This is a genomic window from Actinomycetospora sp. ABD4_176 (genome assembly GCF_056311855.1).
The window spans coordinates 267,176-280,231 of sequence record NZ_CM149974.1; the positions used below are offsets into that span (position 1 = coordinate 267,176).

Consider the following 13,056-nt stretch of genomic DNA (forward strand, 5'->3'; position numbering starts at 1 on the left):
CCGTGACGTCATCACGCCCGAGGATCGACTTCGACGCCAAGATCCCGAACAACGTCGACCTCGCGTCGGACCGCAAGCTCCAGCGCGCGCTCGAGCGCTGGCAGCCCAACTTCCTCGACTGGTGGGGCGACATGGGTCCGGCCGTCGACACCAAGGACGTCTACCTGCGCACGGCCGTCGACGTCGGCCGCGAGGGCTGGGCGCACTTCGACCACGTGCCGATGAACGAGTACCGGTGGGGCGTCTTCCTCTCCGAGCACGACCCGGACCGCAAGATCGCCTTCGGTGAGCACAAGGGCGAGCCGGTCTGGCAGGAGGTGCCCGGCGAGTACCGCGCCGACCTGCAGCGCCTCATCGTCATCCAGGGCGACACCGAGCCCGCGTCGGTCGAGCAGCAGCGCTTCCTCGGCGCCACGGCGCCGTCGCTCTACGACATGCGCAACCTGTTCCAGGTCAACGTGGAGGAGGGCCGCCACCTCTGGGCGATGGTGTACCTGCTCCACGCCTACTTCGGTCGCGCCGGGCGCGAGGAGGCCGACCAGCTCCTCGCGCGCAACTCCGGCTCGGACGACTCGCCGCGCATCCTCGGGGCCTTCAACGAGGAGACCCCGGACTGGCTGTCGTTCTACATGTTCACGTACTTCACCGACCGCGACGGGAAGTACCAGCTCGGCACGCTCAAGGAGTCGGGCTTCGACCCGCTCTCCCGGACCTGCGAGTTCATGCTCAAGGAGGAGGCCCACCACATGTTCGTGGGCACCACCGGCATCGACCGCGTGGTCACCCGCACCGCGCAGCTGATGAACGAGCACGACTCCGCCGACGTCGCGGGCGCCGGCGGCATCCCGCTCGACATGATCCAGAAGTACATCAACTTCCACTACACGGTCTCGCTGGACCTCTTCGGCAACGAGTCGTCCACCAACGCCGCCAACTACTTCACCGCGGGCTTGAAGGGCCGCTGGCAGGAGGAGCGGCGCAAGGACGACCACGTGCTCACCGACGACGCCGGCGCGGTGGACGCCGTGCGCGACGGGCAGATCACGACGTCCGAGGTGCCGGCGCTGCTCGCGCTGAACCAGGACCTGCGCAGCGAGTACATCGGCGACTGCTCCAACGGCCTCAAGCGCTGGAACCGCATCCTCAGCAAGCACGGCATCGACGCGCAGCTCTACCTGCCCCACGTCGGCTTCAACCGCCAGGTGGGGGCGTTCGCGGGCCAGCGGATCTCGCCCGAGGGCCGGATGATCTCCGAGGACGAGTGGCAGCGGAACGAGGACCGCTGGCTGCCCACCGAGGTCGACAAGACCCACGTGCGCGGGCTCATGCACCCCGTCCTGGAGCCCGGGAAGATTGCGAGCTGGATCGCGCCGCCGACCAACGGGATCAACGACAAGCCCGTGGACTTCGAGTACGTGCACTTCAACTGACGCGTCTTCCGCTCGGGCGCGGCGCGGGCCACGATCGGGCCACCCACCACACCACGCCATCACCACAGCGAGGACGGGCAGCGCATGGCGGAGTCGTTCAATGCCGCGGACTACCTCGTCGGCCGCCGGATCGCGGCCGGCGAGGGCGACCGGGAGGCGGTGCGGGCCCCGTCCCGCTCGCTGACCTACGCCGAGCTCGACGCGGAGACAGGGCGGGTCGCGGCCGGGCTCGCGGCGCTGGGCGTGCAGCCCGAGCAGCGGGTCGTGCTGTGCATGGTCGACGAGGTCGAGCTGTTCACCGGCATCCTCGCGACGATGCGGCTCGGCGCGGTCGCGGTGCCGGTGTCGACGATGCTGCGCGGCGCGGAGCTGGCGGTGCTCGTCGCCGACTCGCGCAGCCGCCTGCTGGTCTGCTCCGCGACGTTCGCCGACACCTCCCGCGCCGCCGTCCTCGCGGCGCGGGAGCGGGGCGGGGACGTCGCGGAGGTCGTCGTCACCGGCGACGACGCGTCCGGCTTCGGCGCCGATGTGGCCGCGCGGACGTGGGACGAGATGCTCGCCGCCGGGGACGCGCTGGGCGGCGCGCCGCCGGCGTACGACACCTGGGACGAGTCGCAGGCGCTGTGGCTCTACACCTCGGGCACGACGGGCAAGCCGAAGGCCGCGATGCACCGGCACGCCGACATCCGCGTCGTCTGCGAGACCTACGGGCAGCAGGTGCTCGGCATCCGCCCGGACGACCTGTGCCTGTCGGTGGCGAAGCTGTTCTTCGCCTACGGCATCGGGAACTCGATGTTCTTCCCGCTGTCGGTCGGCGCCGCGGCGGTGCTCGAGCCGTCGCGCCCGACGCCGGCGCTGCTCGCCGAGCTCGCCTCGCGCCACCGCGTGACGATGTTCTTCGGCACCCCGAGCTCGTTCGGTCCGCTGCTCGCGGCGGCCGAGTCGGGGCAGGTCGACCCGGCGGCGTTCGCGACCGTGCGCCGCGGGGTCTCGGCGGGCGAGGCGCTGCCGGCGCGGATGGTCGAGGGGATGCGCTCGGTCTTCGGGATCGAGGTGCTCGACGGCATCGGGTCCACCGAGGCGCTGCACATCTACCTGTCCAACCGGCCCGGCGAGGTCGTCCCCGGGACCTCCGGGGTGCCCGTGCCCGGCTACGACGTCGAGATCCGGGGCAGCGACGGCAGCCCGGTGCCCGACGGCGAGACCGGCACGCTCTACGTGCGCGGCGACTCGATCTGCACCGGCTACTGGTGCCGCACCGCCACCAACCGCCTCGTCTTCGAGGGGGAGTGGCTGCGCACCGGCGACACCTACGTCCGCAACCCCGACGGCACCTACACCTGCCTCGGGCGCACCGACGACGTCCTCAAGGTCGGCGGCATCTGGGTGACGCCGGCCGAGGTCGAGGAGCGGCTGGTGGCGCACCCGTCGGTCGCCGAGGTCGTCGTCGTGGCGGTGCACGACGCGGACGGGCTCGACGTGCCCGTCGCCTGCGTCGTGCCGCACGAGGGGCACACGGTCGACCCCGAGGCGCTGGTCGCCTGGTGCCGCGAGGGACTGGCGTCGTTCAAGCGCCCGCGCCACGTCATCGAGATCGGCGAGATCCCGCGCACCGCGACGGGCAAGGTGCAGCGCTTCCGGCTGCGCGAGCTGGCCGCGGAGCTCGTGAGCACCCCGGCGGCCGGCCCGGCGGCGACGCTCGAGGGCGCGCACTGATGGCGGGCGAGCGCAGCGACCGCACCGACCCGCTGGCCACGGCCGACCAGCCGCCGGCGCAGGGCGAGCCGTCGTACGAGCCGGTCGTGGAGCAGGGTGGCGACGTCCCCGGCGCCGTGCTGGGCTCCGGGCACGAGGAGCCGATCGACGGGCCGGAGCCCGAGCCGGAGGCCTGATCGGTATGTGAGCACTTTCCGGGCCTCTAGGCCCGGAAAGTGCTCACATGGTCAGCCGGCGAGCCGCTTCGCCGGGTCGGGCGGCGCGGCGTCGAGGTCGACCAGGGCGTCGGACCATTCGGCGAGCCGCTTGGTGACCGCCGGGAGATCGTCGCCGATCGCGTCGACGACGGCCTGCTGCATCGCGTCCGTCCGCCCCTCGAGGTCGGCGCGGTATCGCAGGCCGTCGTCGCTCAGCGCCTCGCCGTCGAGCAGTCCCCGCCCCCGCAGCCCGGTGACGGCCGCCGCGATCTGCTCCGGGCTCCAGCCGCGGGACGGCGTGTAGGCCCCGAGGGGGTAGCCGCACCAGAGCTCGGTGAGCACGTTCATCTGCACCGCGTCGAGCCCGTCGACGGCGCAGACCGCGAGGTGGGAGTCGCCGCGGTGCTCGCGCAGGACGTGGCACGCGTGCACGAGGGCGGCGAGCGGGTCGGACGGCCAGGGCTCGACGGTCAGGCCGGTGAACAGGGGGCGGGCGGTGACGTCGGCCGCGTCGATACCGCGGCGCAGGGCGGGCAGCAGCGCGGCGGCCTCGGCGTCCACGTCACCGAGCAGCCGGCGCAGCGTCGCGCCCGGCGCCTCGACGCGGACCCGCACGACGTCGGCGAGCGGCGCCGCCGCCACGCCGGCCTCGTACTGCGGGCCGACGAGACCGGGCTCGAACACCCCGAGCGCCATCACCGCGACGGCCGTCGGCGGCGTCCCGAGCGGCGCGGTGCGCTGGCGGACGTAGGCGGCGAAGTAGTCGTCGAGCCCGACCGCGGCGTAGCCCTCGGCCGCCTCGGGCGACCAGATCGACAGGCAGGCCACCGCCTCGACGGCGTCCCGCAGGGCGCGCGCCGGCGACGGGTCGCGGCGGGCGGGCGGGTCGGCGGGTCGGGGCCGGTCGGGCGGCGCGAAGAACAGGCCGCGCATGGTCGTGTAGTCCACGGAGGTCCCTCTCTCCTCAGCAGGCGGGGGCGTCGGTGTCGGTCTCGGCGCCGGTGGAGGCCAGCGCGTCCCACACGAGCGCGGCCGAGACCGGGTCGGGCGCGGTGAGGACGCCCTGGACGCGCGCCACCTGCGCCACCAGCAGCTCGGGCTCGCAGCCGTGCGCCGCCGCCTCGCGGAGCAGCACGGTCGCGACCACGTCGCGGACACCCGTCGCCCGCCACCGGCACAGCGAGCGCCCGAGCGTGCGGGCCGCCCAGCCGAGGAGGTCCAGGGCCTCCCCGTCGTCCGCGCCCGGCGCACGCGTCGCGGCGGTCCAGCTGCGCAGGGTCTCGCCGTGCGTCAGCGGCACCGGGAGCGGGACCCCGCCCTCGGTCTCGGCCTCGCGCAGCGCGAGCAGCAGGCACGACACCTGACCGCGCAGCATCACCCAGTCGCGCTCGACGTCTCCCATCCCGCCCACCCACCCTCGTCCGTTCCGCCGGGTGCGCACGACGCTAGGGACGGGTCGGCGCCGCAGCCTCGGGGTCGACCCCCGAGGAAGTCCCCGAGGAGAGGCGCGCCGGCGGGGTCAGGCCACCAGCTGCGGGTACCAGGCGCTGATCTCGAGGTCGAGCTCGGCGAGGTCCGGGTGGGCGAAGAGGGCCGCGTCGTCCGGGCTGAGGCGCTGGGGGCGGCGGCCGCCGGTGGGGCAGCCGTCCTCGTGGCGCAGGGGGTAGAGCTTCCACACCCGTACGGACTCGCAGTAGTGGCACTCGCCGGTGATCATTCGCGGGACTCCGGGCACGTCGGCGCTGGGGGAGCGGTCCCGCACGCCGACGCCGAGCGCGGGGCCGCTCCCAGTGTGGTGCCCGGACCGTCCCGGCCGGACCCGCACCGTGACCGCGCCCACCTGTGACGCGCACCCGCGCTCACACGAGGGTCAGCGCTGCAGCTCCGCCAGCGCTGTCTCGGCCTGCAGGTCGATGGCCTCGGGGCCGGTGACCTCGTCGGGGTCGGCGTCGGCGCCCATGTCGCCCGCCCGGTAGCGGGTCCAGACGCCGGCGTGGATGCACGCGGCGCGCCACCGCGCGAACGCGAGGTAGTAGGCGATGTCGACGTCCCCGGTGCCCGTCGCCGCGGTGTAGCGCGCGACGAGCTCCTCGCGGGTGGGGTAGCCGCCGGCCGGCGTGGGGCTGGAGAGCGCCTCGGGCACCGTGTCGCCGGGCTCGCTCCACGACACGAGCAGGTGCCCGAGGTCGCAGAGCGGGTCGCCGATGGTCGCGAGCTCCCAGTCGAACACCGCCACCGCCCGCCCGTCGGCGTCGTAGGAGATGTTGCCGGGACGGAAGTCGCCGTGGACGATCCCGACCTCGCCCTCCGGGATGCGAGCGGCCAATGCCTCGTGGGTGGCGTCGATGGCCGACAGGTCCTCCATCGCCGACTGGTGCGCCTGCCGGTGCCAGCGCTTGAGCTGGCGGGCGACGAAGTTGCCGGGCCGGGCGAGGTCGTCGAGGCCGACCGACGACGGCTCGACGTGGTGCAGGGCGGCGAGCACGTCGATGGTCGTCGTGCCGACGTTCGTGCGCGCCGCCGCCGGCACCTTCTCCCCGGACGCGGTGTCGTTGAGGACCGTGCCGGGCGCGAAGTCCATGACGTAGAGGTCGGCGCCCCAGACGTCGTGGTCGTCGCAGAACGCCCGCGGCGTGGGCACCGGCACGTCGGTGGGGTTGAGCGCCGAGAGGAAGCGCCACTCGCGCCCCATGTCGTGCGCGGTCTCCAGCACCCCGCCCAGCGGCGGGCGCCGCAGCGCCCACGCGTGCCCCGCCTCGTCGGTGACCCGGTAGGTCAGGTTCGAGCGCCCGCCCGCGATGCGCGTGAACGCCAGGGCGCCCTCGACCTCGTCGACGTGGGCGCGGAACCAGTCGGTCACGGCGTCGGGGATCTCCTCGGCGCTCACCGCGTGCCGCCCGGGAGCAGGACGATCTTGCCGACCTGGGTGTTCGACTCGAGGTGCCGGTGGGCGTCGACCACCTGGTCGAGGCCCTCGAACACCCGGTCGACCTGCGGCGCGAAGGCGCCGTCCTGCAGGCCCGCGCCCACGAAGGCGCCCGCGCGGCGCAGCCGCTCTGCGTCGTGTGTCATCGCGAACAACGTATAGGCCCGCATCCAGAGATCGGGCAACGTCTCGGCCGGGAAGGGCGTCGGCTGCCCCGAGAGCAGCCCGTGGATCGTCAGCACCCCGCCCCTCGCGGTGGCCCGGGCCAGCTCGGCGACCCCCGGCCCGGCGACGGCGTCGAACACGTGCTCGCACCCGCGACCGTCGGTGATCTCCAGGACGCGCTCGACGAGGTCCTCCTCGCCGGTCGCGACCACGTGCGCCGCGCCCGCGTCGTACAGCTGCTGCGCCTTTGCGCTCGACCGGCTGGTGGCGATCGGGACCGCGCCCACCCGGGTGGCGACCGCGAGGGACGCCAGCCCGACGCTCGAGGTCGCGGCGGTGACCAGGACGTGGTCGCCGGCCCGCAGCCCGCCCGTCTCGACGAGCCCGCCGTAGGCGACCAGGAACGGCATCCACACCGCGGCACCGTCGACCCAGCTCGTCGCCGCGGGCAGCGGCACGAGCGCGCGGGCCGGCACGACGGCGCGGTCGGCGTAGACGCCGTAGTCGTTCATCGAGAACGCCGGGACGACGCTGACGCGGTCGCCGACCGACCAGCGCGTGACGCCCTCGCCGAGGGCGGCCACGGTGCCCGAGCACTCGTAGCCCAGCCGCGCCGGGAGCCGGGTCTCCTCGATGTAGGTGCCCCGCCGGAACATCGACTCCGCCCGGTTGAGGCCGATGGCGGCGACGTCCACCGCGACCTCGCCGGGCCCCGGCGCCGGGTCGGGCTCGTCGTCGATCCGCAGCACGTCGGGCTCGCCGAGCTCGGAGAACCGCACCGTTCTCGTCATGACCCGAGAGCTTGCCGGTCCGATGATCTCCGCGCGAGGGCTGTCCGCGCGGCACGTCGAGGCCTACCGTGACCCGTGACCGGATGAGAAATCTGGTCACGGGTCGGCGAGGAGGGCCGCGTGGGCCGGGTGGCGCAGATGCTGGACGCGGCGGGGGAGCTGCTGCTCGCCCACGGCTACCGGCGGGTCACCGTCGAGGACGTCGCCCGCCGGGCCGGCGTGGGCAAGGGCACCGTGTACCTGCACTTCGCCAGCAAGCTCGAGCTCTTCGCCGGGGTGCTGGTGCGGGAGTCGGTCGACGTCACCGCGGAGCTGCTCGCCGCGCTGCGGGCGGACCCGGCCGAGGCCGCGCTCGACGTCACCCTGCGCCGGACGTTCCTCGCGGTCCAGCACCGGCCGCTCACCCGGGCCCTGTTCGCGGGCGACGTCGAGGTCCTCGGCGCGATCGCCACCGACACGAAGACCGGGCTCGAGGTCGTCACCGACAAGTCGGAGTTCGCCCGCGAGCACGTCGCGCTGCTCCACCGGCACGGCCTGCTCGCCGACGACCCGGCCACGACGCCCGATCTGACCTACCGGTTGAACGCCGCCAGCATCGGCTTCTTCGTCGACCACCTCGTCCCGGCCGGTGCCGGGATGGACGTCACGGCCCGGGCCGACGCTCTCGCCGCCGTCGTCCGGGCGGGCTTCACCCCGCCCGGACAGCCGGACCCGGCCGCCCTCGCGGCGGCGGCCCCCGGCCTCGCCGCGCTCTACGAGCGCACCCTCCACCACCTCACCGCGGCCCTCCCGGAGGAGCCATGACCAGCACCGACACCACCCGAGACCGCGACCTGCCCCCCGACGTCGCCGACCTGCCCGCCGTCCTCGACTGGCTCGCCCACCTGCGCGCCGAGGCGCCCGTCTGGCGTGACCGCTACGGCGTGCACCACGTCACCCGCGCCGCCGACGTCGAGCTCGTGCTGCGCGACACGGCCACGTTCAGCTCGGACTTCTCGGCGGTGATGCCGCAGGCGCAGCAGATGAGCAAGGGCATGCTCACCCGCCTCGACCCGCCGGAGCACGGGGCGCTGCGCCACCTCGTCAGCCGGTCGTTCACCCCGAAGCGCGTGGCCGGGCTCGAGCCGCGCATCCGCGAGCTGACCCGCGAGATGCTCCCCGACGCCCCCGCCACCTTCGACCTCGTCGACACCCTGGCCTTCCCGCTGCCCGTCACCGTCATCGCCGAGATGCTCGGGCTGCCCGCCGCCGACCGCGGCCGGTTCCGGGAGTGGGCCGACGGGCTGTTCTCGATGCAGGTCGACGACCCGAAGGAGGCGGTCGACGACCCCCGCGTCCGCGACGCGCTGGGCGAGATCACCGGCTACCTCGGCGACTGGTGCCGCACCCGGCGCGCCGAGCCCGCCGACGACCTCGTGTCCGCGCTCGTGACCACGGAGGTCGACGGCCGGGTCCTCGACGACGAGGAGGCCGCCAACTTCTCGATGCTGCTGCTCTTCGCCGGCCACATCACGACCACGCTGCTGCTGGGCAACGCGGTGCGGATGCTCGACGAGCACCCCGGCGCGTGGGCGGCGCTGCGCGCGGACCCGTCGACGATCCCCGCGACGATCGAGGAGGTGCTGCGGCTGCGCCCGCCCTTCCCGCTAACCGCGCGGGCCACCACGCGCGACGTCGAGGTCGCGGGGACGACGGTGCCGGCGCGCTCGTTCGTCATGCCGTGGCTGCTCTCGGCCACCCACGACCCCGACGCGCACCCGGACCCCGAGCGCTTCGACCCCACCCGCCCCGGCATCGGCGGCGGCGCCCAGACCGCGTTCGGTCACGGCATCCACTTCTGCCTCGGCGCGCCGCTCGCCCGTCTCGAGGCGCGCGTGGCGCTCGAGGAGATGACCGCTCGCTACGCTGGGCTGTCCGTGGGCGAGGGGGAGCAGCGGCCGTACACGGGTCGTGTGCTCGGCACGCGACGGCTGCCGGTGGTCGCGACCTGATCGGGTGACCGACGCCCCCGGTGACCGAACGTCGACTACCCATCACGATCAGTCACCATGAGCGCGTGTCCCGCGTCGCGCTCGCCCGCCTCCTCCTCGGCGTCGCCGTCGCCGTCTGCGCGGCGGCCGCCGTCGTGACGCTGGTGACCGCCCCGGGCTCGCCGGGAGCCGCACCGGTGGCCGCGGGGCCCGTCCCTCCCGCGGACCCCGCGGCCGCCCTCACCGGCGTCGGCACCGCCCCACGGGGGGAGCGGGTCGTCGTGGAGCGGGTGGTCGACGCGGTGACGCTCGACGTCCGCCTGCCCGACGGCGGCGCGGTCGTGCGGGTGCGTGCCCTGGGGGTGCAGCCGCCGGGCACGTGCTACGGCGCGCAGGCCACCGCCTTCGCCTCGCGCGTCCTCGACCGCCGCGCGGTCCGGCTCGTGGGTGGGCCCGCGACCGACCGCTTCGACCGCCGCCTCGCCGCGGTCACCCTCGACGGCGCCGACTACGCGGTGCTCGCCGCCGAGGCCGGCATCGCCCGCGCCTACCCGGTGGGCGCCGACCCGGCCGCCATGCCACCGGTCCGCGCGGCCCAGGACCGCGCCCGCCTCGCCGAGCGCGGCGTGTGGGGCGCACCCTGCCGCGGCGCCGCCACGCCGGACACGACGAGCCCCACGACCACCGACAGCTCCAGCGCCACCTCCACCTCCGGCGGCTCCTGACGAGCGATGCGGCATCGCTGGCAACAGAAGCCAGGATCGCCACATCCTCGCCCGCGCGACACGCCGTGCGGCGCCTCAGCGCACCTCGTCGCCCGGCCGCGCCTCGTGGTGCCGGCGCCCGTGGGTGCGGCGCGACTCCTTCATCGCCGCCTCGAACACGTGCCGCCGCCCGCCCCCGAGCTGCTCGCGGGCCCGGCGCTCGTGGTCGCGGACCACCGACCAGTAGGTGTCGTCGTACTCCTCGACGATCTGGAAGCTCCAGCGCCCCTCGAGCAGGTTCCGCCCCACGAGCTCGTCGGCGAGCCGGTCGGCGATCGCGTCGTGACCGGCCTCGCGGAAGGCGTTGACGGCGGTGCCGATGGTGAGGTCGGCGGTGCCCGAGAGCTGGTGGAACGCGTAGAGGTGGCCGCGGGCGCGCTCCACGAACTCCAAGCCCTCGCTCAGCTTGCCCAGCGCCTCGACGGTGGCCTCGTCGAGGTCGCCGCGGCGATCGGGGCCGGGCGCGTCCTCGCCGGTCTCGTGGCGGACGGAGCCGCCGTGGTCGTCGTACGCGTCGGGGGCCGGGACGTCGGTCACGGCGCGGACTTCCCGGGGCCCACCACCGGGAAACGGCTCAGATGCCCTTGCCGGGGTTGAGGATCCCGTGCGGGTCGAGGGCGGCCTTCACGGCGTGCTGCATCGCGAGCACCTCGGGGGCCTGCTCCCGGTGCAGGCCGTCCCGCTTGAGCAGGCCGATGCCGTGCTCGCCGGTGACCGTGCCGCCGAGCGCGAGGGCGTCGGCGAGGATCTCCTCGAACGCCGCCTGCGCGCGCTGCCGGGCCGGCTCGTCGCCGACCGGGGTGATGAGCAGCGGGTGCAGGTTGCCGTCGCCGGCGTGGGCGAGGTTGGCGATCGTCGTGTCGTGGCGGCGGCCGATCTCCTGGATGCGGGCGAGCATCTCGGGCACGGCGGCGCGGGGCACGCAGACGTCCTCGGTGAGCACCGGCCCGAGCCGTTCCAGCGCCGGGTAGGCCAGCCGGCGCGCGGCGAAGAGCGCCTCGGCCTCCTCGGCGTCGGCCGCCTGCGCGGAGAACGTCGCCCCCGCGTCGGAGAAGTGGCGCAGCATCTCCGCCGCCTCCGCGTCGCCGGCGGCACCCGGCGCGTCGGAGCGGCCCAGCAGCACGACGTCGGCCTCGGCGGCCAGACCCATGTTCTTCCAGGCGTCGACGGCCTCGAGGCAGGTGCGGTCGACGAGTTCGAGCGCCGAGGGCGTCAGCCCGGCCGCCGTGATCGCCGCGACGGCACGCCCGGCGTCGACGACCGAGTCGAAGTAGCCCGCGACGGTGTGCTCGGGCGCGCGGGCGGGCCGCAGCTTCACGGTGACCTCGGTGATCACGCCGAGCGTGCCCTCCGAGCCCACCATCAGCCCCGCGAGGTCGAGCCCGGCGACGCCCTTGGCGGTGCGCCGCCCGAGCCGGACGAGCTCGCCGAGCCCGTTGACCACCTGCACCCCGAGCACGTAGTCGCGGGTGACGCCGTACTTCACGCAGCACACGCCGCCGGCGTTGGTGGCGACGTTGCCGCCGATCGTCGACCAGGGCGAGCTCGCCGGGTCCGGCGGGTACCAGAGGCCCTGGTCGGCGCAGGCCGCGCGCAGGTGGTCGTTGACCACGCCGGGCTGCACGACCGCCAGCCGCTCGGCGCCGTCGATCTCGAGCACCTCGGTCATGTGCTCGGTGGAGAGCACCACGCTGTCCTCGGTGGCGTTGGCCCCGCCCGAGAGCCCGGTGCCCGCGCCGCGCGGCACCACCGGCGCGCGGTGCGCCAGGCACGCGAGCACGACGTCCCGGCACTCCTCGGCGGTGCGGGGGCGCACGACGGCCGCCGGCCGCGCGTGCGGGGCCCACTCGGCGTCGTCGTGGGCGTAGCTCGCGAGGACGTCGGGGTCCTCGACGACCCGCCCCGCGGGCAGGGCCGCGACCAGCGCGCGCACGACGGGAACGGTCGCCGTCACGGAGGTGGTGGTCATCGGCGTCCCCTTCGTCGTCGGACCCGCCCGAGGGCCGGCTCCACGGTAACCGCCGGGCCGGTCCGGCAGGAGGTCTCGACGGCGGCGGGGACACGCCGGGTGAGTGGCCGGTGACGCCGGGTGCGCCGGCTCCTGCCAGGATCGTCCCGTGCTGCGCCGTTCCGCCCACATCGCCCTGCTCCTCGCGGGTGCCGCGCTCGTCGCGAGCTGCTCGTCCTCCGAGGCGGCCGCCCCGCTCGTGACCGAGGGCGTCCTCGCCCCGGCCGCGCAGGGCGGGCCCGCCCTGACCTACACGCCCGACGCCGCACCGGCGGGCGCGCGGCTCGTGCTCGAGGTCGTGCCGGCGGAGGGCTCGACGACGGCGACGTTCCGGGTCGCGGGGATGCGCCCGGACCGCGGCTACGCGGTGCACGCCCACGTCCGGCCGTGCGGACCCACCGGCGCCGACGCCGGGCCGCACTTCCAGAACCGCGTCGACCCGGCCGCCACGCCGCAGGCGCCCTCGTCCGATCCCGCGTACGCGAACCCGCAGAACGAGGTGTGGCTGGACCTGCGCACCGACGCGGCCGGGGCGGGCACGGCGACCGCCACCGTGCCGTTCGGGTTCCCGGAGCGGGCGCCGGCCTCGGTGGTCGTGCACGAGGAGGAGATGACGGCGACCGCACCGGGCGAGGCGGGCACCGCCGGCGGGCGCCTGGCCTGCCTCACGTCGACCTGGCGCTGAGGCAGCGGTGATCGTCCGCTGACGTACCGTCGCGGGTGATGACCAGCGGCCCGTCCCTCACCGTCTGCCGCGGCTGCTGCTGCGGCACCGCGCGCAAGCACCCCGAGATCGACCACCGCGCCCAGCTCGCCCGGTTCGAGGCGACGGGCGCGCGCGTGCGGGTCACCGACTGCCTCGACGCCTGCGCGTACTCCAACGTCGTGGTCGTGTCCCCGTCGCGGGACGGGCGGGCCGCGGGCGCGCGGCCGGTGTGGCTGTTCGGGGTCCTCGACGCCGAGACCGAGGACGAGGTCGTCGCGTGGGTCGACGCGGGCGGACCCGGGGTCGCCGAGCCGCCGGGGATGCTCGACCTGCGTGTCTTCTCGCCGTCGCGGAAGGTCCGCGCAGCCGTCGATTGAGTCGGG

General features: G+C 75.0%; 15 protein-coding genes. 8 read left to right on the plus strand and 7 right to left on the minus strand.

Annotation, left to right across the window (positions count from 1 at the left end):
* Positions 1-2: 2 nt before the first annotated feature.
* The 3 genes from boxB (at position 3) to ACYX4T_RS01260 (ending at position 3,322) form a co-directional block, all read left to right on the plus strand.
* The gene (gene boxB / locus ACYX4T_RS01250; protein WP_476012767.1) at positions 3-1,430 is read left to right on the plus strand and encodes a benzoyl-CoA 2,3-epoxidase subunit BoxB; all 1,428 of its coding nucleotides are present in this window, start codon (positions 3-5) and stop codon (positions 1,428-1,430) included.
* Between the two features lie 84 nt (positions 1,431-1,514).
* On the plus strand, positions 1,515-3,146 hold the full coding sequence (locus tag ACYX4T_RS01255; RefSeq protein ID WP_476012768.1) for a benzoate-CoA ligase family protein: 1,632 nt from the start codon (positions 1,515-1,517) through the stop codon (positions 3,144-3,146).
* Complete coding sequence (locus ACYX4T_RS01260; RefSeq protein WP_476012769.1) at positions 3,146-3,322, plus strand: hypothetical protein; 177 nt, start codon at positions 3,146-3,148, stop codon at positions 3,320-3,322. The genes ACYX4T_RS01255 and ACYX4T_RS01260 overlap by 1 nt, the downstream gene beginning before the upstream one ends.
* 51 nt (positions 3,323-3,373) lie before the next feature.
* Here ACYX4T_RS01260 and ACYX4T_RS01265 read toward each other — a convergent pair whose 3' ends face one another.
* From ACYX4T_RS01265 to ACYX4T_RS01285, 5 genes are all read right to left on the minus strand, one after another.
* On the minus strand, positions 3,374-4,291 hold the full coding sequence (locus ACYX4T_RS01265; protein ID WP_476012770.1) for an SCO6745 family protein: 918 nt from the start codon (positions 4,289-4,291) through the stop codon (positions 3,374-3,376).
* 16 nt (positions 4,292-4,307) lie between these two features.
* Positions 4,308-4,745: a hypothetical protein gene (locus ACYX4T_RS01270; RefSeq protein WP_476012771.1), complete on the minus strand. Its 438-nt coding sequence runs from the start codon at positions 4,743-4,745 to the stop codon at positions 4,308-4,310.
* Positions 4,746-4,862: 117 nt separating this feature from the next.
* Positions 4,863-5,060 (minus strand): hypothetical protein, encoded by a 198-nt coding sequence (locus ACYX4T_RS01275; RefSeq protein WP_476012772.1) that lies wholly within the window; start codon positions 5,058-5,060, stop codon positions 4,863-4,865.
* 153 nt (positions 5,061-5,213) lie between these two features.
* A complete protein-coding gene (locus ACYX4T_RS01280; protein WP_476012773.1) occupies positions 5,214-6,230 on the minus strand; it encodes a phosphotransferase family protein in 1,017 nt (338 codons plus the stop codon).
* Positions 6,227-7,225 (minus strand): zinc-dependent alcohol dehydrogenase family protein, encoded by a 999-nt coding sequence (locus tag ACYX4T_RS01285; RefSeq protein WP_476012774.1) that lies wholly within the window; start codon positions 7,223-7,225, stop codon positions 6,227-6,229. The genes ACYX4T_RS01280 and ACYX4T_RS01285 overlap by 4 nt, the downstream gene beginning before the upstream one ends.
* A 120-nt stretch (positions 7,226-7,345) precedes the next feature.
* On the opposite strand from ACYX4T_RS01285, the gene ACYX4T_RS01290 reads away from it, so the two are divergent.
* The 3 genes from ACYX4T_RS01290 to ACYX4T_RS01300 all read left to right on the plus strand — a co-directional run bounded on the left by ACYX4T_RS01290 (position 7,346) and on the right by ACYX4T_RS01300 (position 9,920).
* Complete coding sequence (locus tag ACYX4T_RS01290; RefSeq protein WP_476012775.1) at positions 7,346-8,029, plus strand: TetR/AcrR family transcriptional regulator; 684 nt, start codon at positions 7,346-7,348, stop codon at positions 8,027-8,029.
* A complete protein-coding gene (locus ACYX4T_RS01295; protein WP_476012776.1) occupies positions 8,026-9,216 on the plus strand; it encodes a cytochrome P450 in 1,191 nt (396 codons plus the stop codon). The genes ACYX4T_RS01290 and ACYX4T_RS01295 overlap by 4 nt, the downstream gene beginning before the upstream one ends.
* A 65-nt stretch (positions 9,217-9,281) precedes the next feature.
* Complete coding sequence (locus tag ACYX4T_RS01300; protein ID WP_476012777.1) at positions 9,282-9,920, plus strand: thermonuclease family protein; 639 nt, start codon at positions 9,282-9,284, stop codon at positions 9,918-9,920.
* A 75-nt stretch (positions 9,921-9,995) separates the two neighbouring features.
* On the opposite strand, the gene ACYX4T_RS01305 is transcribed toward ACYX4T_RS01300, so the two are convergent.
* Both ACYX4T_RS01305 and ACYX4T_RS01310 read right to left on the minus strand, forming a co-directional pair.
* The gene (locus ACYX4T_RS01305) at positions 9,996-10,496 is read right to left on the minus strand and encodes a hypothetical protein (protein WP_476012778.1); all 501 of its coding nucleotides are present in this window, start codon (positions 10,494-10,496) and stop codon (positions 9,996-9,998) included.
* 37 nt (positions 10,497-10,533) lie between these two features.
* Positions 10,534-11,928, minus strand: a complete 1,395-nt coding sequence (locus tag ACYX4T_RS01310; RefSeq protein ID WP_476012779.1) for an FAD-binding oxidoreductase — start codon at positions 11,926-11,928, stop codon at positions 10,534-10,536.
* A 148-nt stretch (positions 11,929-12,076) separates the two neighbouring features.
* Here ACYX4T_RS01310 and ACYX4T_RS01315 point away from each other — a divergent pair, with 148 nt between their 5' ends.
* Positions 12,077-12,652 (plus strand): superoxide dismutase, encoded by a 576-nt coding sequence (locus tag ACYX4T_RS01315; protein WP_476012780.1) that lies wholly within the window; start codon positions 12,077-12,079, stop codon positions 12,650-12,652.
* Between the two features lie 38 nt (positions 12,653-12,690).
* The gene (locus tag ACYX4T_RS01320; protein ID WP_476012781.1) at positions 12,691-13,050 is read left to right on the plus strand and encodes a hypothetical protein; all 360 of its coding nucleotides are present in this window, start codon (positions 12,691-12,693) and stop codon (positions 13,048-13,050) included.
* Positions 13,051-13,056 lie beyond the last annotated feature (6 nt).

Bases quoted from the DNA above. Each gene is read 5' to 3' on its own strand.
- ACYX4T_RS01255 (WP_476012768.1), top strand. From the start codon at position 1,515: ATGGCGGAGTCGTTCAATGCCGCGGACTACCTCGTCGGCCGCCGGATC.
- ACYX4T_RS01260 (WP_476012769.1), top strand. From the start codon at position 3,146: ATGGCGGGCGAGCGCAGCGACCGCACCGACCCGCTGGCCACGGCCGAC.
- ACYX4T_RS01270 (WP_476012771.1), bottom strand. From the start codon at position 4,745: ATGGGAGACGTCGAGCGCGACTGGGTGATGCTGCGCGGTCAGGTGTCG.
- ACYX4T_RS01275 (WP_476012772.1), bottom strand. From the start codon at position 5,060: ATGATCACCGGCGAGTGCCACTACTGCGAGTCCGTACGGGTGTGGAAG.
- ACYX4T_RS01285 (WP_476012774.1), bottom strand. From the start codon at position 7,225: ATGACGAGAACGGTGCGGTTCTCCGAGCTCGGCGAGCCCGACGTGCTG.
- ACYX4T_RS01295 (WP_476012776.1), top strand. From the start codon at position 8,026: ATGACCAGCACCGACACCACCCGAGACCGCGACCTGCCCCCCGACGTC.
- ACYX4T_RS01310 (WP_476012779.1), bottom strand. From the start codon at position 11,928: ATGACCACCACCTCCGTGACGGCGACCGTTCCCGTCGTGCGCGCGCTG.
- ACYX4T_RS01320 (WP_476012781.1), top strand. From the start codon at position 12,691: ATGACCAGCGGCCCGTCCCTCACCGTCTGCCGCGGCTGCTGCTGCGGC.